This is a genomic window from Halomonas sp. G11 (genome assembly GCF_001663515.1).
Lineage (GTDB): Bacteria > Pseudomonadota > Gammaproteobacteria > Pseudomonadales > Halomonadaceae > Vreelandella.
On the sequence record NZ_LYXG01000021.1, the window covers coordinates 1 to 17606 of the forward strand.

The window sequence follows — 17606 nt, forward strand, 5'->3', positions numbered from 1 at the left end:
ATGGCCCGTGAGGCTTGACCCTATAACACCCAAGGGGTCTGGTCGTGATGATAACGATGAGAGTGTGAAGACACTCAGAGAACCGGATACGCGCACTGAGCCGATCAAACGGCTTGGTAAGAGACGCCCACGAAACACAGCATGATATACAGCCAGTTACGCCTGACGACCATAGCAAGCGTGAACCACCTGATCCCTTGCCGAACTCAGCAGTGAAACCGCTTCGCGCCGATGGTAGTGTGGGGTCTCCCCATGCGAGAGTAGGTCATCGTCAGGCACCTATACCGCAGAAAACCCAGCCATCGGCTGGGTTTTTTGTTTTAGGGGTCTCCCATGGAGAGTAGCGGAGAGCCGCCCCGATCATCGTCAGGCACCTATACCGCAGAAACCCCCGAGCACATCGTGCTTGGGGGTTTTTGTTTGCGTGGAAGAAAAGCCGCTATTAAAAAGGCGGCTTGCGCCGCCCTTAAAAAGCGATGCTGGTCACTAACCGCAGATCACTTCCAGCGCTTCAATCAAGCTGTCCATCTCGTCATCGGTGCCGATGGTGATGCGCAGGAAGTTGTTGAGTTCCGGGGTATTGAAATGACGGACCAGGATGCCGCGTTCGCGTAAGCCTGCAAAGATCTGAGCCCCTGCATAATCAGGGTGCTGGGCAAGCACAAAGTTAGCCTTGGAGGGCAATACCTCAAACCCCAGCACTTCAAGGCGCTGACGGGTGCGCTCACGGGTGGTAATCACATGCTCGCGACAGGCTTCAAAATGCTCGACATCTTTCAGTGCGGCAATGCCCACCAGGCTTGCCAGGCTATCCACGGGATAAGAGTTAAAGGAGTCCTTTACCCGCAGCAGGCCATCAATCAACTCCTCCGAACCCACCGCATAGCCAAGGCGCAGGCCTGCCAGACTACGCGATTTGGAGAATGTCCCGGTAACGAGCAGGTTGGGGTAGCGGTCAATCAACGCTACAGCGCTCTCAGCGCCGAAGTCGACATAGGCTTCATCCACCAATACCACACGATCCGTGACCCGGTTAAGCAACGACTCAATGACCTCCAGTGAGTGTGCATGGCCGGTCGGTGCATTCGGGTTGGCAAAGATAACGCCGCTTCGGCTAGTTTCCGCCGTAAGCGCATCAATATCGACTTCCCACTGCTTGTTGAGCGGGTGCTTACGCAACTCAACGCCATAAAGATTGGCGTAAACGGGATAGAAGCTGTAGGTAATCGAGGGAACGTCTAGTGGCGCGCCATGGCGGAAAAACGCCTGAAAGGCAAGGGCAAGCACTTCATCGGACCCATTGCCGACAAACACCTGGCTACTGGCAACCTGAAACGTCTCTGCGAGCGCTTCACGCAGCGCTGCAGAGGTTGGGTCCGGGTAGAGGCGTAGGTGGTCGATCGCGTAATCGCGCAGTGCTTCGCCGACGCCAGGGGCAGGCGGGTAAGGGTTTTCATTGGTATTGAGCTTTACAAGCTGCTCGCGTGGCTGCTCACCGGGCACGTATGGCGTAAGTTCGCGAACGGCCGGACTCCAGTATTGGCTCATGGGGGTAACCTGATTATCCTTGCAAGATAGTCCATGGTCGCTTGAAGGCTATCTTAGCGCAAGCATTCAGCTCACAGGGGTGGGCGTTGCACCTTGTAGGCGTTATGCTGTCACAAGTGCGCGTATCAAAGAAAATGCCCAACACGATAAGGAGAGACCCAATGCAACTCAGGAGTTTGCTAGCCGGTTCGGCTATGTTGGCACTTCTAGCTGGCTGCGCGAGCGGCCCAATGGAACAGCCGCAAGAAGAGGAAGCGACCGCACAGACGAGCTATCAGGGCTCACTGCCTTGCCGCAACTGCGACGGTATCGATCTGGATGTCACCATGATGGGTGAAGAAACGAGTGCTGCCGAAGAGCGCACCTTCACGCTGAACGCCTCTTATCGCAACCATCCGCAAAATCCGCCGGATGAAAACTATGAAGGTAATTGGGAAGTTCTCAGTGGGACACCATCGAATCCCGATGCCACTGTTTACGAGCTGACGCCGAATGGCGATGGCCAGATCTATTACTTTTTACGCATCGATGAAAGCACCTTGGAGTTGATTGACCCAGAGCGTCGTCGCTTTGAAAACGGTGAAACGCTGCAGCTTACCCGCCAATAACGGCACATGTTGCACATGTAAAGGCGGCCACTGGCCGCCTTTTGTGTATGTAATGAATGAAATGGAGGCTCACTGCGGTGGCAAAAGCCAAAAGCGCTTTCGTTTGCACTGAATGCGGTGCGGAATACCGAAAATGGCAGGGGCAATGTTCCAGTTGCCAGGAATGGAACACGCTAAGCGAGGTGCGTCTGGCCAGCGCACGCCCCGGCAGTGGAGCTTCTGGCTCCGGGCGAGCAGGCTATGCGGGGGATCACTCTCGACAGATTGTAGACCTCGGCCAGGTTGATCTCAGCGAAGTCCCGAGGCTAACGTCGACCTTCGCCGAATTTGATCGTGTGCTGGGCGGTGGCCTCGTGCCAGGTTCAGCGGTGCTGTTGGGTGGTAACCCGGGAGCTGGCAAGTCGACACTGTTGCTGCAAACCGCCTGCAAGCTGGCCCAGCAACGGCGTATCGTGTACGTGACCGGGGAAGAGTCGCTTTCCCAGGTGGCCATGCGCGCCCATCGGCTGCAGCTACCCAGCCAGGGCTTGAAGATGTTGGCGGAAACCAGTGTGGAAACCATACTGGCGGTTGCCGAGCGGGAAAATCCCGAGATTCTGGTGATCGATTCGATTCAAACCATGCACCTTGAGGATATCGCCTCGGCACCGGGCGGGGTTGCCCAGGTACGTGAGTCGGCCGCGGCTCTCACGCGTTTTGCCAAGCAAACGAATACCGTTCTGCTATTGGTGGGGCATGTCACCAAAGATGGCACACTGGCAGGGCCGAAAGTACTTGAGCATATGATTGATGCCTCGCTGTTACTTGAAGGTGGGGCCGACTCCCGTTTTCGTACCCTGCGCGGCCAGAAAAACCGCTTTGGCGCTGTCAACGAACTGGGCGTGTTCGCCATGCTCGAGCAGGGCTTGAAAGAGGTGAAAAATCCCAGTGCGATTTTCTTGTCCCGGCAGGAAGAGCAAGCGCCGGGCAGCCTGGTGATGGTGGTCTGGGAAGGCACGCGACCTATATTGGTAGAAGTGCAGGCGCTGGTGGATGAGTCGGCGTTGGGTAATCCACGGCGGGTGGCGGTGGGCGTGGATCAGAACCGCCTCGCCATGTTATTGGCCGTTCTTAACCGCCATGGCGGTTTGTTTACCGGCGACCAGGACGTGTTTTTAAACGTTGTGGGGGGCGTCAAGGTGCTCGAAACCAGCGCGGACCTGGCCGTGCTTTTGGCGGTCGTTTCCAGCCTGCAGAACCGTGCGCTTCCCCGCGAGCTGGTAGTGTTTGGTGAAGTCGGCCTGTCGGGCGAAATACGCCCGGTGCCGAGCGGTCAGGAGCGGATTACCGAAGCGGCCAAGCATGGCTTTCAGCGTGCCATCGTGCCACGTGCCAACGCCCCGAAACAGCCACCAAAGGGGATGGAAGTCATCGCCGTGGATAAATTGAGCGATGCCCTCGAGGCCCTCTAACAGGGTGCGGTTGGGGTACACTTAGATGATATCAATGAGCCAAGGAGAGACACCATGAGTTCCATCCGATTAACGCAATACAGTCATGGTGCTGGCTGTGGCTGCAAAATTGCGCCCGATGTCTTGGATCATATTCTTGCCAAGGCAGGCCCCGCGGCCAAGAATAAACGACTGATTGTCGGTAATCAGGGGCGTGAAGACGCGGCTGTTTATGACCTGGGTGACGGCCGCGGCATGATTGCCACCACTGATTTCTTTATGCCCATTGTCGACGATCCGTTTGATTTTGGGCGTATTGCCGCCACCAATGCGATCAGCGACGTCTACGCCATGGGCGGCACCCCGGTCATGGCGTTGGGGATTCTGGGCTGGCCCCTGGATAAATTAAGTGCCGACGTCGCCGGTGATGTGGTGGCCGGGGCCCAGGCCGTCTGTCGTGAACTCGGCGTTTCTCTGGCGGGAGGTCACTCCATCGACGCGCCTGAGCCGATGTTTGGCCTGTCGGTGAATGGCTTGGTAGAGCTTGATAAATTGAAGCTAAATTCCCATGCCAAGCCCGGTGACCTGCTGTTCCTTACCAAGCCGATTGGCGTTGGCATGCTCACGACGGCGGAAAAACGTGGCCTGCTAGCCGCGGGCCATCATGGGTTGGCACGCGAAACCATGCTGCAATCGAATCGTATCGGGGTGCCGCTGGCTGAGATAAAAGGCGTGAATGCCATGACGGATGTCACCGGGTTCGGCTTGGCTGGCCATTTGTCCGAAATGTGCCGAGCCAGTGGTGTCATGGCACAAATTGATTTTCGTCGCTTGCCGCGCCTGGCTGAAGCGGAGAGCTATCGTCGGCAAGGGGCAGTGCCTGGTGGTACGCAACGCAATCGCGATGCGCTGGGCAGCGCGCTCCCCGATATGGATGAAGCCCACTGGCAGTGGCTATGCGATCCACAAACCTCAGGTGGCTTGCTGCTGGCGGTCGATCCGGCGTGGGAAGACGATGTCGAGCGCGTTGGGCGTACTTTCGGGCTGACGTTGCAGCCGTTTGGGAAGCTCAAAAAGCCCCAGGGCGAGTCGCTGATTGAGGTTATCGGGTGATATTGCCAACGGTGTCTGCCGATCTTCAACTTATTCGTCAGGGCCACCCATTGATTGATGTACGCGCGCCTGTCGAGTTTGCCAAGGGGGCCTTGCCCGGTGCTGTCAACTTGCCACTGATGGACGATGAGGAACGCCGTCGGGTCGGCATTGCGTACAAGGAACAGGGTCAGCAGGCGGCGATTGCGCTGGGCAACGAGCTGGTTAGCGGGGCCGTCAAGGAGGCCCGCATGGCCGCTTGGCGGGATTATTTGACCCGTCACCCCGAAGCCGTGATTTACTGCTTCCGAGGGGGGTTGCGCTCGCAAATTGTCCAGCAGTGGCTTGCCGAGTCAGGTATGGTCAGGCCACGTATCGAGGGAGGCTGGAAAGCGCTGCGCCAACGCCTGCTCGTCCATATAGACGGGGCGGCTCAACAGCCACTGCTGGTGGTGGGCGGTTTGACGGGCTGCGCTAAAACGGTGCTGATCAATCGTTTAGCCAATGGCGTTGACCTGGAAGGCTTTGCCAAGCACAAAGGCTCCGCCTTTGGTCGTTCGCCTGAGCCACCGCCTTGCCAGATCGACTTTGAGCACTGGTTGTCAAAGCGTTTGCTTGAGCTGCCAGGTCCTTTGGTAGTTGAAGACGAGTCGCGGCAAATAGGTGAAGTGAACGTGCCGTTAAGCTTTTGGGGCGCGATGGAACGCGCGCCGCGTTTACGCGTCGAGATGCCCCTGGACTGGCGTCTGGAGCAGCTGCGGCGCGACTATATTCTCGATCTCGAGCACGCCTACCAGCTCCGTTACGGGCCTGAAGAAGGGTGGCAGCGAATGTGCCAGCAGCTTAGTAACGCCTTGCTACGGTTGAAGAAACGACTGGGCAACGCGAGGTTGCAGCGGTTGCAGAGGCTGCAAGCACTGGCTTTTACGGCGCATGAGCAGGGCAATACACAAGCGCACGAGGCTTGGCTAGCCCCGCTGCTCACGGAATATTACGACCCCATGTATCGCTATCATCTGGAACGCCAGCGTGACGCTTTCGTACCTGAATACCATGTGGGGGACTGGGAAAGCTGCCTGGCGGCGGCCCGCCAATGGAGCCTTGACCAGGCAGCTGCTCGCTAGGCTAGCGAGGTGGCTATAGCGATGCGGGGCGAAGCCACTGACTCAGCAAGCGGTCAAGCAGCGCCGCCAAGGCATCAAAGCGCTTGGGGCTCTGGCGTATATCCGCCTCGGTCTGCAGGAAATCGCGGCGTTCTGCCTCGAGAGAATGACGCGCCAATAACGGCTCAATGCTTTGTTGGGTGACTTCAAGGTGGCATAGCAGCCCGACCACGCGGCCTGCGTCCCAGCTGAAACCCTGAAGCGGTGCCGCTTCGCTCCCCCCGCAGGGTAAGGCATCATCGGGCAGGCTGAAGACGTAGCGATGCCACATGAAGGCATCGAACTGCTCGGGCAGGTCGATGGGACTTTCCGGTGCCAGGTGAATGGTGTGCCAGCCTGATTCGGGGTAGGTGCCGAGGGCGACCACGCTGCCGAGCGCGTCGGCGATCCATAATGCTCCCAGGCCAATACCCAGTAAAGGCTTCTGGCCATCCAGATAGCGATTGATCAGTTTGTTTTCGGCCTTGAACCAGGCCGGTGGCTGTTCGATGAAGCGGTCTGGCCCATCCAGTACGATAAGGGCGTCACTATCGCTGACGTGTGGGGCTAGTTCCTGGTCATAAAGATGAAAAATGGTGAAGCTGTGCCCCATACTGGTTAGCCAGTCGGTTAATCGGGCGGGTCCATGGTCTGGGCCGTGCTGTAGTAGATGAATATGCATGATAATCTCCTCGCCGGCCTTGCGGCAATTTGCCAACAGAGGCTGCCGCCACGATGGCGACGATAACGTATTGTCCGACGTTCACCAATAACTTGAGTCACTCAATCCAGGAATAGCGTATGGCGTCCACCAATCCACCGGGATTCTATCAACGGCTACAACAGTTGCCGCTAGCTGCTCAGCAAGCGTTTATGGCCGCACTCTGCGAGCGACTGCTGCCCAACTATGCGCTTTATGAACAGACCACCGGGCATGGCGACGGGCATACGCTGCGGGCGGTGCTCAACCTGGTCTGGGAGCGCCTCAGCGTGCCCGGCGCGAGCATCGATTTTGCCCGCCAGGCAGAAAAACTGGCCGAATGTGAGCCGCCCGAAGGCGACGAAAGCTTTGGCGCGCGTCGGGCTCTGGATGCGGTCGTGTCGATATCGGCATTGCTGGATACGCTGCAGGGCGAGTCGCCGGAAGCCGTGCTGGATGTCAGCCGTACTTCCCGTGCCGGGGTACGCGCCTTTATCGAGCTGACCGAAGGCGAAGAAGACGCCAACGCGCTGGCACTCCTCATCCGTGACCACCCGTTGACGGAAGACGAAAATAACTTCCAGGACGCTGTTTTAGAAGAAGTATCGCAGCCGCTGACCAAAGATACCCTGAAAGACATTCGCCAGCTTGGCCGTAATGGCGGCGTCAGTAACCTGGGCTTATCGCTGGACGAAGCATGACGGCAGGCTGTCGCCGGACAGGTCGACGGCTGTGAGCGGGTCACAAACGCATGTCGATACCGCGTTCGGCCATGTAACGCTTCGCTTCAGGAATGGTGTATTCACCGAAGTGGAAGATGCTGGCGGCCAAGACGGCGTCAGCACCGCCTTTCAGTACCCCGTCGACAAGATGGTCCAGATTGCCCACTCCCCCCGAGGCAATCACCGGCACGCTGACCGCTTCTGAGATCGCGTGGGTGACCCCCAGGTCAAAGCCTGACTTGGTGCCGTCGCGGTCCATGCTGGTGAGGAGTAGCTCGCCTGCACCGAGGTCCACCATCTTTTTTGCCCACTCGATGGCATCCAGCCCTGTCGGGCGGCGTCCACCGTGGGTGAAAATCTCCCAGCGCGGCGGTTCACCCTCGCCGGATACCTTTTTGGCATCAATGGCCACCACAATGCATTGACTGCCGAAGCGCTCAGCCGCCTCAAAGACGAAATCGGGGTTGGTGACCGCTGCCGTATTGATGGAGACTTTATCGGCGCCTGCATTCAGCATGGTGCGAATATCGTCGCAGCTGCGGATACCGCCGCCCACGGTAAGCGGAATAAACACCTCGCCCGCAATACGCTCCACCATATCAACCGTGGTGGCGCGGTCTTCATGGCTCGCGGTGATGTCCAGAAAGGTGATCTCATCGGCGCCCTGCTGGTTGTAGCGCTTGGCGATTTCCACCGGGTCACCGGCATCGCGGATACCCACGAAATTGACGCCTTTGACCACCCTGCCTGCATCGACATCCAGGCAGGGAATAATGCGTTTGGCGAGACTCATTTACGGCCTCCCGTCAGTTGATCGCTCAGGCGCTGGGCATCAGCAAGGTCCAGGCTGCCTTCATAAATAGCACGCCCGGTGATGGCACCCAGAATACCGCTTTCAGCGACCTTGCAAAGGGCGTTGATATCGTCAAGGTTAGTCACTCCACCTGAGGCGATGACCGGCAGGCCGCCTTCACGGGCAAGCTCCGCGGTCGCCTCGATATTGACGCCTTGCATCATGCCGTCACGGGCGATATCGGTGTAAACAATGCTCGAAACACCGTCGTCGGCGAAGCGTTTGGCCAGATCGGTGGCCTTGAGCGTGGAGACCTCTGCCCAGCCGTCGGTGGCCACAAAACCTTCCTTTGCATCGAGCCCGACAATGATGTGACCTGGGAAAGCGCGGCACATATCAGTGACGAAATCCGGCTCTTTCACTGCTTTGGTGCCGATGATGACATAGGAAACGCCTGCCTCGAGGTAGTGCTCAATGGTCTCGGCCGAGCGGATGCCGCCGCCAATCTGAATGGGAAGGTCTGGATAAGCCCGGGCAATGGCCGTCACCGCGTCGCCATTGACCGGCTTGCCTTCGAAAGCACCGTTCAAATCCACCAGATGCAGGCGGCGCGCGCCCGCTTCCACCCAACGGGCTGCCATGGCAACGGGGTCATCGCCATAGGAGGTGGCGTCGTCCATTCGGCCTTGCTTCAAACGGACACACTGGCCGTCTTTGAGATCAATCGCGGGAATTACCAACATAACCAAACCTCTCAGGGCGTCCAGGTGACAAAGTTTTCCAGCAGGCGTAGACCCGCGCGGGCACTTTTTTCGGGGTGAAACTGCACGGCAAAGGTGCTGTCACGGCCGATGGCGACATGGGCATTCACACTGCCATAGTCCGTTGTACCGAATACGTGAGCGTCATCCGCCGCTTCCACATAGTAGCTATGCACAAAGTAGAAATGTTCATGCTGCTCGATGCCTTCCCATAGCGGGTGCGGCTGACGCTGGTGTAACAAGTTCCAGCCCATATGCGGTACTTTCAAGCGCTGGTCGTGCTGGTCGCGCATGGTGGCGGGAAAGCGCTTCACGTTGCCAGGGAAAAAGCCCAGACAATCAACGCCGCCGTTTTCGTCACTGCGCTCCAACAGCATCTGCTGCCCCACGCAGATACCCAAAAGCGGCTTGGCCTGGCGGGTGAGGATGTCGTCGACCAACCCGCGCAGTTCAGTCCGTTCCAGTTCGCCGACGCAATCGCGGATTGCCCCCTGGCCGGGCAACACAAGCCGGGTGGCCCCTAAAATACGTCGCGGGTCACGGGTAATGACCACGTTTTCATGGGTAACATGCTCGAGTGCCTTGGCGACCGAGTGCAGATTACCCATGCCATAGTCGATGACAGCGATGGTCATTAAGCGCTCCTTATAAACTTCCCTTGGTCGAGGGCATTTGCCCCGCCATGCGCGGATCTTCGCTAACCGCCATGCGCAGCGCCCGGCCGAAGGCTTTGAAAATGGTCTCGACCTGGTGGTGAGCGTTCAGGCCCTTCAGGTTGTCGATGTGCAACGTAACACGCGCATGATTGACGAAGCCTTGGAAAAACTCGGCAACCAGTTGGGTTTCGAAGTGGCCGATGGTGTCGCGTGTAAAGTCGGCATTCATATACAAACCGGGGCGGCCCGAGAAATCCACCACGACACGGGATAATGCTTCATCCAGCGGGACATAGGCATGACCGTAGCGATAAATGCCGCGCTTGTCGCCCACGGCATCGGCAAATGCCTGGCCAAGCGTGATGCCCAAGTCCTCGACGGTGTGATGGTCATCGATGTGCAGGTCGCCCTTGGCATTGATGTCGAGGTCTATCATGCCATGCCGGGCTATCTGGTCGAGCATGTGATCGAGAAACGGTACGCCGGACTGGCCAGCGAGACGACCTTCGCCGTCAAGGTTGACGCTGACGCTGATCTGCGTTTCGTTGGTGTCACGGCTTACCGTGGCGATTCGCGCTGACATCATGCAACTCCTGCGCTGTTGCGCACTCTAGAAGAAAGCCGATGGCCCAAGTGAACATACCACCGAGCGAGAAGGATAAAGCCTTCTGCAAAGCGGCCATTATAGTGAATCGGTGCCCCCATCCGCTACAATGCTTAAAAGGTAACCGCCTTCCATTGTGAAGAAAAAGCAGCCTTGCTGCGTTGGTGAAGAGGAATGTTCCATGCCGGTGACACTGCACTACGTCGACCAGGCCCGATGGCAAGCCGATGAGCAAGTGCGCCTTGACTTGGTGCGCATCTATTATGATGCGCCAAAGGATCGAATGCCCACCCAAACCGTCGAGCCTTTTATCGAGCAGCATTTGCAACAACACTTTTTCGGCTGCGCCCATTTCAATGACCGCTTGTTGGGGGCTGTCGCGATCAAACAGGCGGAAGACGGCGCCTGGTGGCTATCGGACTTGTGCGTTCGCAAGACAACCCGGCGCCGGGGCGTGGGGTCCCGATTGATGGCGTTACTCGGTGAAAAAGCCAAGCAGGATGGGCGTGTCTTGCGTATCGCCACGTCGTCGCTACCGTTGGCAGACCGCGTCTTGTTGTCAAAACTGGGGTACCGGCCCGTCGCAAACACTGAAAAGCCGTCTTTAGAGACCCCGGTGACCAGTGATTTTGTTGAATTAGACCCTCGCTGAATTCAACCCACAAGGAAAGGGTAATGAGACAATTATTACGTATTGTACTCGCTGCAATCGGTATTTTGGCGATTGTGGCCGTCGCGGCTGTTGTGTACGTCACGACATTTTTAGATCCGGAGGATTTTAAGCCTCGCCTCACTGCCGTGGTCGAAGAACAAACAGGGCTGAACCTGGACCTGGATGGACCGATTAACTGGTCGTTTTACCCGCGTATTGGCGTCAGCGTAGAGACAGCCAATGCAAGGCTTCCCAGTCAGGATGAAGAAGACACGGCATTTGCGGCGGTCGACCGTGCCGAGGTCAGCGTCGCGTTTGCGCCCTTGTTACGCGGTGAAATTGCCGTTGATGGCCTGACCCTGAGCGGCGTGCGTTTAAATCTGCAGCGTAATGCCGACGGCGAGGGCAACTGGGAGCCGCTCCTGGACAGGCTTGTAGAGCAAAGTGAAGAAGCCGAAACCGTGCTGGCACCAGCGAGTGCGGGGCCCAACGTGGATGCTGGCAGCCTGGAAGTCGTGTTGAGCATTGCCAATGTCAATATTAGCGATGCCAATATTCGTTTCCGGGATGAGCAGTCCCAGGCGCTTTGGCATGTACAGGATCTGAATGTCTCCGGCAGTAACGTCAATCCCGTTCGTGCCTTTCCGCTTAAAGCCATGTTCACCTTGACCAAGCACAATAACCTGGACGCTGAGGCACTGGAGAGAGCGCCCAATATATCAAGCGATATCGGCCTGGAAACCCGCATGCAGCTTGGCCTGTCCGAGCAGAGGTTCGTGCTGGAAAACCCCCAGCTTAGTACGCGTACACGGTTTGAGGCGGAAGGCGAACCGCAGCAGCTCGACGTATCAGCGGCCGAAGCTACTGTCCGGCTCGCTGAACAGCAACTGAGCATTCGCGATGGAAAGCTGGAAACCACGCTTCGCCATCCGGAAAACTGGGACGGCGGGCTGGCGCTGGCGCTTGCGTTTGGTCTGGAAGGCGACTGGCAGGCGCAAACCGCCCGGTTAAAAGAACTGCAGCTGACCGGACCTGATAACCTGCGTGTCAGCGGTCACCTTAACGTGTCGCAATTCCGCGATGCGCCGGAATACCAGGGTCAGTTAACCGTCGCGCCATTAACCTTGCGCCCGTGGTTGGCTCGGGCGGGGGTGGCGCTTGAGACGGCCAGTGAAGCGGCACTCAGCGATGTTGCCATGACCAGCCCCATTGAAGGGGATTTGCAGAAAGTATCGTTACCCAGCCTCTCGCTGGTAGTGGATGACAGTACTTTTACTGGCAATATCGCGTCGCGACTGGACGGGTCGCGTGTCGACTTTGATCTGCAAGGTGACGTGCTCAACCTGGACCGTTATCTGCCGCGCCAAGAAACCGAACAGCAAGCAAGCTTGGGGGTTATCAAGGCCGCCGTTGCCGACGGCCCGGCTGAGCTTCTACCTCAGGCATGGCTGGCGTCGTCAAGCGTGAATGGCAACCTGAATATCGAGTCGCTGGAGCTTGCGGGCATGGCGTTCAGCGATACGCGTCTCCAACTGCAGGGCGACCAAGGCCTGCATCGGCTAAGCAATTTTGAAGCAGACTTTTACGAAGGCGAGTTGACCGCTAATGGGCGCATAGACGCCACTAAGGATGAACTACAGTGGGCGCTCTCGCCCACGATACAGAATGTTCAGGTAGCGCCGCTTATCGAGACGCTCAGCGAGAGTGAAAAGGCCTCTCCGCTGAGGGGGCGACTTAATATGAGTGGTGATCTCACCTCGCGCGGTAATCAGCGCGAGGTATTGTTGCGCCACCTGAATGGCGACCTGGAGGCCCGGTTAACGGAAGGCGCCATTCTCGACATTAATGTCTCTCAAGAGATGTGCGAGCTTGCGGCCCAGTTGGAGGGCGAAGAAGTCCAGCGTGACTGGCCAAGCGATACCGCCTTCGATGAGTTTGCCGCTACGCTGCAGATTCGAGACGGCGTGGTTCAAAGCGACGATTTGCTGATTACCGTGCCGGGGATCGACGTGCAGGGTGAGGGCGAATATGACCTCACCAGCCAGAGGTTTGATACCCAGGCCAATGCCAGGCTCGTGGATACCGCCGATGCCGCGTGCGAGGTCAATCCCCGTCTTGAAGCATTGCCTTTGCCATTGCGTTGCGAGGGCCATATCAGCGACGCCCGGGGCGAGTGGTGCCGTTTTGATCGTGATGCCTTTCAGGGCGCTGTTGTCGAACTCATTCAGGAAGAAGCCGGCGGGCAGGTAAGTGAAGCGCTGGAAGAACGCCTGGGCGAATCGCTTGATTCACTTGACGAACGTCTCGGTGAAGGCAGTGGCAATGCCTTGCGTGAGGGGCTGCAGCGTTTATTTGATTAGTGGCCATCAGCCCGAACAGCGCCGGTCTTGAATCGGCGCTGTTTTTTTATATCAGCGCAATGCTTGATTAAGGAGTTTGCATGACGGACATGCCCGCACCGCGGCTGGCTGCTGAGGTATTTCAACAGCGCTTGCTGGACTGGTTTGATCGCTACGGTCGCCATGATCTGCCCTGGCAGTCGCCGAGAAGTGCCTACCGTGTCTGGGTCTCGGAAATCATGCTGCAACAAACCCAGGTGGCCACGGTCATTGCCTATTTCGAGCGCTTTATGGCGCGTTTCCCGACGTTGGAGGCGCTGGCCAAGGCCCCGCAGGACGAAGTGCTTCACTTATGGACCGGGCTTGGCTATTACGCCCGAGCGCGTAACCTGCATAAAGCCGCGCAAGTGGCGCTTGAGGATCACAATGGGGAGTTACCCACCGACAGCGTCGAGACGCTCATGGCGCTACCCGGCATCGGCCGCTCGACGGCGGGAGCGATTATCGCCCAGAGCACAGGGCGGCGTGCTGCTATCCTGGATGGCAACGTCAAGCGTTCGCTGACGCGCTTGCATGCGGTAGAGGGCTGGCCGGGTACACCTGCCGTAGAACGCAAGTTGTGGGCACTCGCTGACTACTACACGCCCGACTCGCGCGTGGCGGATTACACCCAGGCCATGATGGATTTTGGCGCCACTCTATGTAAGCGCAGTACCCCGCTTTGCGGGCATTGTCCTTTCAATGATGTGTGCCTGGCCTACGCGCAAGGCGAGACCAAGCGCTATCCCGAATCCAAGCCCAAGAAACCCTTGCCCACTCGGGAAACCATCATGTTGATGCTTTACGACCCCGACGGGCGAGTGTGGCTTGAGCAACGTCCGGCAAGCGGACTTTGGGGGGGGCTTTGGAGCCTGCCGCAGTTTGACAGCCAAAGCCAACTGGCCTCATGGTTGGATGACCATGTGCTGAGGCCTGAGCGTTTGCCGCCGTTGGCCTGTTTTCAGCACACCTTCAGTCATTTTCGCCTGGCGATTACCCCCCAGCCAGTCAGTTGCGATAGGCTGAAGGGCGTGCGCGAAGGAGGTGTCTGGTACGACCCCAGCCAACCGGCTGAGCTCGGCCTGGCCGCCCCCGTAAAGTCGCTGATCAATCAACTTACCCCTTTCACACTGACGTCGACGCCAGGGCACGCTTGACCCTGGGTAACCGCTAAGTCTAGGAGCCACCTCATGCCGCAGACCGTATTTTGCCGCAAGTATCAAAAAGAGCTGGAAGCCCTGCCATTTCCCCCCTTGCCGGGTAAGCAGGGCCAGGAAATCCAGGCAACCGTTTCCAAGCAGGCCTGGGAAGACTGGCAGGCATTGCAAACGCGCTTGATCAATGAAAAACACCTCAACATGTTAGACCCCGAGGCTCGCGCCTACCTGATGGAGCAGATGCAGCGCTTTTTCGATAACCAGGAAACCGACCAGGCCGAAGGTTACGTGCCGCCGACACAAGCCACATAACTTGCCGACAAAACGGAAAGTTTTATAAAGGAGTTGACGAAAAGCCGAGATTCTTGTTTAATACGCACCGTTGGCAGCGGCCAGATAGCTCAGTCGGTAGAGCAGGGGATTGAAAATCCCCGTGTCGGCGGTTCGATTCCGTCTCTGGCCACCACACTGCTGGGGTATCGCCAAGTGGTAAGGCACCGCTTTTTGGTAGCGGCATTCCCAGGTTCGAATCCTGGTACCCCAGCCATTGCCGACTCTACGTGTAGCCGACATAGCTCAGTTGGTAGAGCAACTGACTTGTAATCAGTAGGTCCCGGGTTCGACTCCTGGTGTCGGCACCACTGAAAGTGGTTTTAAAAAGCACGTTAAAGAATCTTAAAAAGCCGCCTTCCAGGGCGGCTTTTTTAATTTCTGTAGTTCTCTACATAGCGTTGCCTTCTTTTTTGTCGCAGTCATTTTTTGTCACGGTCATTTGATTTTATTGCGGAGATGCTGCGAGTGTATCTTCTACATCTGACGCTATGTCTTAGTTTTCTCACATGGTTCAGACTAAGCAACCATGGTAAATCGCTAAATATTGTCGTGATTTATATATTTTCAGCTTCACATGCAAAGAAAAATGCCGTTTCCTTTGCATATCCATCCCGATATGTATAGATTTTTTGTTTTTCTATGCATGATCTAAGGAAGAGGCGCTCCGTGTTGCCAATGTTGCCCCTTGGTCAGGTCGAGATGGCAACGGCCGGACGGGGCGTATCATCAACATGCTGTACCTGGTCGCCAAAGGTCTTCTCGACTTGCCCGTGTTGTATCTCAGCCGCTATCTGATCCAGACCAAAGCCGACTACTACCGGCAACTACAGGCCGTGCGCGATACTGGTAACTGGGAGCCGTGGCTTCTTTATATGCTGGAAGGTATCAGCCAAACCGCTCAGCAAACCATCGACCTGATTGGCCAGATCCGTGAGTTGATGCAGCATACCAAACACCGGATGCGTGATGAATGCCCCAAAATCTACCGGCAGGAACTGCTGAGCAACTTGTTCAGCCACCCATATACGAAAATCGAGTTCGTGATGGAGGATTTGGCCGTCAGCCGTATTACCGCTACCAAATATCTTGATGAGTTGGCCAGCATCGGCCTGCTGGACAAAACCAAAGTCGGCCGCAGCAACTTCTACATCAATACCCTCCTGATGGCCCTCTTCCTTGAGCGCGCCTAAGCCAAGTTGACGCCTTGCCAGCACGATCCATAGTGGTTTGATCAATACCCCGTCATCTCCAGATAGCCAACCCCGACATTTTCCTGCGTTTCGGCTTCGCGAACCATGACATCGCCTTCCCAGTAGGGTACCGAGGTGAGCATCCAGCGATTGGGGTGGCGTGCCTCTACGATAAGTTGTAACCCAGCATCGGGCAGCGTGAGCGACCAGAGTGTGGGGAGGTCTCGGTCGGCGAGCTGACGCGGCCGGTGAGGCGATGGACTTCAGCCTGAACAGTTCCGTGACCCAGAACCGAATTGTTCAGTGCTTTCCTAGTGGCCTCTGCCGCCAGGACTGGCCGTCAGGCCGCCCCATTAAGTCTTCCCTAGGCAAATCGTTCAGAGCCGCCGCCAGGGTTTGAAAGCCCTGGTTTAGCTGCTCATCCCAGCGAGCGCTGCTCACGCTGGCTCGGATAAACTGAGGGACAGCCTTGCGGCCTACGGCGAAGGACTCGGAAGATTTCACCAATATCTGCTTCTGCCTCAACTGTTCCTCAATTTCGATGGCTCGAAAGGGTTCGGGAATCTCGATCCAGAAATGCGAGCAATCCCGCTTCGACTGATAATTGAGGTCATTCAGTAGAGGTTCGACTAGGGCCTTGCGCCGCCGTACTTCCTCAATTTGCTGGCAGCGTAAATGGCTGGCGGTACCATCTAGTATCCAGTTGCTGGCAATTTCCAGAGATAGCGGGGTGGCCATCCAGCAGGATGCTCGTATCGCTGCAGCGAGCCGGTGCCATAGCGCCTCGGGCGCATAGATGTAACCCACCCGCAAGCCTGCTGAGACAGCTTTGCTCAAGCTCGAGATCAACAGCGTCCGTTCAGGAGCAAACACCTGCAAGGCTGGAGGCCGTTCGGAAGCAAGCAGGCCGTGGGCATCATCCTCGATAATGATTAGGTTATGCTTCCTGCAAACTGTGGCAACAGCCTCACGACGTTCCGCCGACATAATGGACGTAGTGGGGTTCTGTAGCGTGGGCGTACAATATAGTGCGGATATACGGTTGTTGCTGCAAACATCATCTAGAGATTCGGGAACCAGGCCCTGCTCATCGATATCAACCCCGACTGAACGAAAACCCAGCAAACGGGAAGCGGAGATGAGGCCCGGGTAGCTGAGTTGCTCGGTCGCGACCGATTCTCCTGAACGGACGATGGCCAGCAGGCAGGACATCAGCGCATGCTGCGCACCGTTGGTACAGATCACCTGCTCTGGTTTGGCCTCCACCTGGCTATGCCAAAACCACAACGCGCCCGCTTCGCGGTGTCGGTACAGCCCACCTTCCTGAGTGTAGTCACATAGTTCGGCGACCATACCAAGCTGGCTGGCCATTTCAGCTAGGGTGTTGCCTAACAGGCCGACGTTGCGGCCTTGAATGTGCTTGTTCCGACTCAGGTCAATCACACTGTCATCAAGATTGAGCGCGTTCCGGAAACCTTCCTCGGCGACAGCATTCTCCTCTGCCATCTTGACATAGGTACCGTCGCCGACCCTTGAGCTAACCAGGCCAAGCCGTTCGAGCTCTTGATAAGCGCGACTGATCGTGCCAGCGGTGAGATGAACTTGGTCCGCAAGCAGGCGATGGGCCGGAAGCTTGGTCCCGGTTGGTAGTCGCCCTTCCCGAATTTCCCTCTCTATACCCAGAGCAAGGCGCCGATACTTCGGTCCACTTTCAGTGGCAAGTACATCGCATATAAATGACACCATGTCATTATTTTTATTGACGCCCATATTTCACCTTTCTATCTTTAATGAAAACTTATTGATGGGATTTATTCTCTCAAAAATTAACACTAAATTC

General features: G+C 57.1%; 17 protein-coding genes, 3 tRNA genes, 1 rRNA gene and 1 pseudogene. 14 read left to right on the forward strand and 8 right to left on the reverse strand.

All coding sequences use genetic code 11. The features are described from left to right. Positions 1-161 precede the first annotated feature (161 nt). Positions 162-277: ribosomal RNA gene (gene rrf, locus ADS46_RS10580) — 5S ribosomal RNA — on the forward strand. A gap of 209 nt (positions 278-486) precedes the next feature. On the opposite strand, the gene hisC is transcribed toward rrf, so the two are convergent. Then, positions 487-1548 carry a histidinol-phosphate transaminase gene (hisC, locus tag ADS46_RS10585; protein ID WP_082926056.1) on the reverse strand — a complete coding sequence of 354 codons (1062 nt, stop codon included), beginning with the start codon at positions 1546-1548 and terminating at the stop codon, positions 487-489. Between the two features lie 161 nt (positions 1549-1709). On the opposite strand from hisC, the gene ADS46_RS10590 reads away from it, so the two are divergent. The 4 genes from ADS46_RS10590 (at position 1710) to mnmH (ending at position 5802) form a co-directional block, all read left to right on the forward strand. Beyond that, on the forward strand, positions 1710-2156 hold the full coding sequence (locus tag ADS46_RS10590; protein WP_066319824.1) for a copper resistance protein NlpE N-terminal domain-containing protein: 447 nt from the start codon (positions 1710-1712) through the stop codon (positions 2154-2156). A gap of 77 nt (positions 2157-2233) precedes the next feature. Then, positions 2234-3607: a DNA repair protein RadA gene (radA, locus tag ADS46_RS10595; protein WP_066319826.1), complete on the forward strand. Its 1374-nt coding sequence runs from the start codon at positions 2234-2236 to the stop codon at positions 3605-3607. 54 nt (positions 3608-3661) lie between these two features. After that, complete coding sequence (selD, locus tag ADS46_RS10600; RefSeq protein WP_066319829.1) at positions 3662-4699, forward strand: selenide, water dikinase SelD; 1038 nt, start codon at positions 3662-3664, stop codon at positions 4697-4699. Continuing rightward, on the forward strand, positions 4696-5802 hold the full coding sequence (gene mnmH / locus ADS46_RS10605) for a tRNA 2-selenouridine(34) synthase MnmH (RefSeq protein WP_066319832.1): 1107 nt from the start codon (positions 4696-4698) through the stop codon (positions 5800-5802). The genes selD and mnmH overlap by 4 nt, the downstream gene beginning before the upstream one ends. Before the next feature lie 13 nt (positions 5803-5815). On the opposite strand, the gene ADS46_RS10610 is transcribed toward mnmH, so the two are convergent. Continuing rightward, the gene (locus ADS46_RS10610) at positions 5816-6502 is read right to left on the reverse strand and encodes a type 1 glutamine amidotransferase (protein WP_066319835.1); all 687 of its coding nucleotides are present in this window, start codon (positions 6500-6502) and stop codon (positions 5816-5818) included. 119 nt (positions 6503-6621) lie between these two features. Here ADS46_RS10610 and ADS46_RS10615 point away from each other — a divergent pair, with 119 nt between their 5' ends. Continuing rightward, the gene (locus ADS46_RS10615; RefSeq protein WP_066319837.1) at positions 6622-7221 is read left to right on the forward strand and encodes a YjaG family protein; all 600 of its coding nucleotides are present in this window, start codon (positions 6622-6624) and stop codon (positions 7219-7221) included. Between the two features lie 40 nt (positions 7222-7261). Here the strand turns inward: ADS46_RS10615 and hisF are convergent, their stop codons facing one another. From hisF to hisB, 4 genes are read right to left on the reverse strand one after another with little or no spacing between them, the layout of a single operon-like run. Continuing rightward, entirely contained in the window at positions 7262-8035 is a 774-nt protein-coding gene (gene hisF / locus ADS46_RS10620) for an imidazole glycerol phosphate synthase subunit HisF (RefSeq protein ID WP_066319838.1), read from the reverse strand. Beyond that, positions 8032-8778: a 1-(5-phosphoribosyl)-5-[(5-phosphoribosylamino)methylideneamino]imidazole-4-carboxamide isomerase gene (gene hisA / locus ADS46_RS10625; protein WP_066319839.1), complete on the reverse strand. Its 747-nt coding sequence runs from the start codon at positions 8776-8778 to the stop codon at positions 8032-8034. Before hisA ends, hisF begins: the two co-directional genes overlap by 4 nt. Positions 8779-8789: 11 nt before the next feature. After that, positions 8790-9431, reverse strand: a complete 642-nt coding sequence (gene hisH, locus ADS46_RS10630; RefSeq protein WP_066319841.1) for an imidazole glycerol phosphate synthase subunit HisH — start codon at positions 9429-9431, stop codon at positions 8790-8792. Between the two features lie 10 nt (positions 9432-9441). Further along, complete coding sequence (gene hisB / locus ADS46_RS10635; RefSeq protein WP_066319843.1) at positions 9442-10035, reverse strand: imidazoleglycerol-phosphate dehydratase HisB; 594 nt, start codon at positions 10033-10035, stop codon at positions 9442-9444. Positions 10036-10237: 202 nt separating this feature from the next. Here hisB and ADS46_RS10640 point away from each other — a divergent pair, with 202 nt between their 5' ends. From ADS46_RS10640 to ADS46_RS10675, 8 genes are all read left to right on the forward strand, one after another. Then, positions 10238-10708 carry a GNAT family N-acetyltransferase gene (locus ADS46_RS10640; protein ID WP_066319844.1) on the forward strand — a complete coding sequence of 157 codons (471 nt, stop codon included), beginning with the start codon at positions 10238-10240 and terminating at the stop codon, positions 10706-10708. A gap of 23 nt (positions 10709-10731) precedes the next feature. After that, positions 10732-13068: an AsmA family protein gene (locus ADS46_RS10645; RefSeq protein ID WP_066319847.1), complete on the forward strand. Its 2337-nt coding sequence runs from the start codon at positions 10732-10734 to the stop codon at positions 13066-13068. Between the two features lie 80 nt (positions 13069-13148). Continuing rightward, positions 13149-14243: an A/G-specific adenine glycosylase gene (gene mutY, locus ADS46_RS10650; protein WP_066319849.1), complete on the forward strand. Its 1095-nt coding sequence runs from the start codon at positions 13149-13151 to the stop codon at positions 14241-14243. A gap of 33 nt (positions 14244-14276) precedes the next feature. After that, positions 14277-14555 (forward strand): oxidative damage protection protein, encoded by a 279-nt coding sequence (locus ADS46_RS10655; protein ID WP_066319851.1) that lies wholly within the window; start codon positions 14277-14279, stop codon positions 14553-14555. 78 nt (positions 14556-14633) lie between these two features. Next, positions 14634-14709: transfer RNA gene (locus tag ADS46_RS10660), tRNA-Phe, on the forward strand. 6 nt (positions 14710-14715) lie between these two features. Beyond that, positions 14716-14790, forward strand: a tRNA-Gln gene (locus ADS46_RS10665). 18 nt (positions 14791-14808) lie between these two features. Then, positions 14809-14884, forward strand: a tRNA-Thr gene (locus ADS46_RS10670). Positions 14885-15307: 423 nt separating this feature from the next. Then, complete coding sequence (locus ADS46_RS10675; RefSeq protein WP_199825219.1) at positions 15308-15766, forward strand: Fic family protein; 459 nt, start codon at positions 15308-15310, stop codon at positions 15764-15766. Positions 15767-15807: 41 nt separating this feature from the next. On the opposite strand, the pseudogene ADS46_RS18545 reads toward ADS46_RS10675, so the two are convergent. Both ADS46_RS18545 and ADS46_RS10680 read right to left on the reverse strand, forming a co-directional pair. After that, a pseudogene (locus ADS46_RS18545) lies at positions 15808-15987 on the reverse strand (lipocalin family protein); the annotation flags it as partial. 79 nt (positions 15988-16066) lie between these two features. Next, positions 16067-17536, reverse strand: a complete 1470-nt coding sequence (locus tag ADS46_RS10680) for a PLP-dependent aminotransferase family protein (protein WP_066319853.1) — start codon at positions 17534-17536, stop codon at positions 16067-16069. Between the last annotated feature and the right edge of the window lie 70 nt (positions 17537-17606).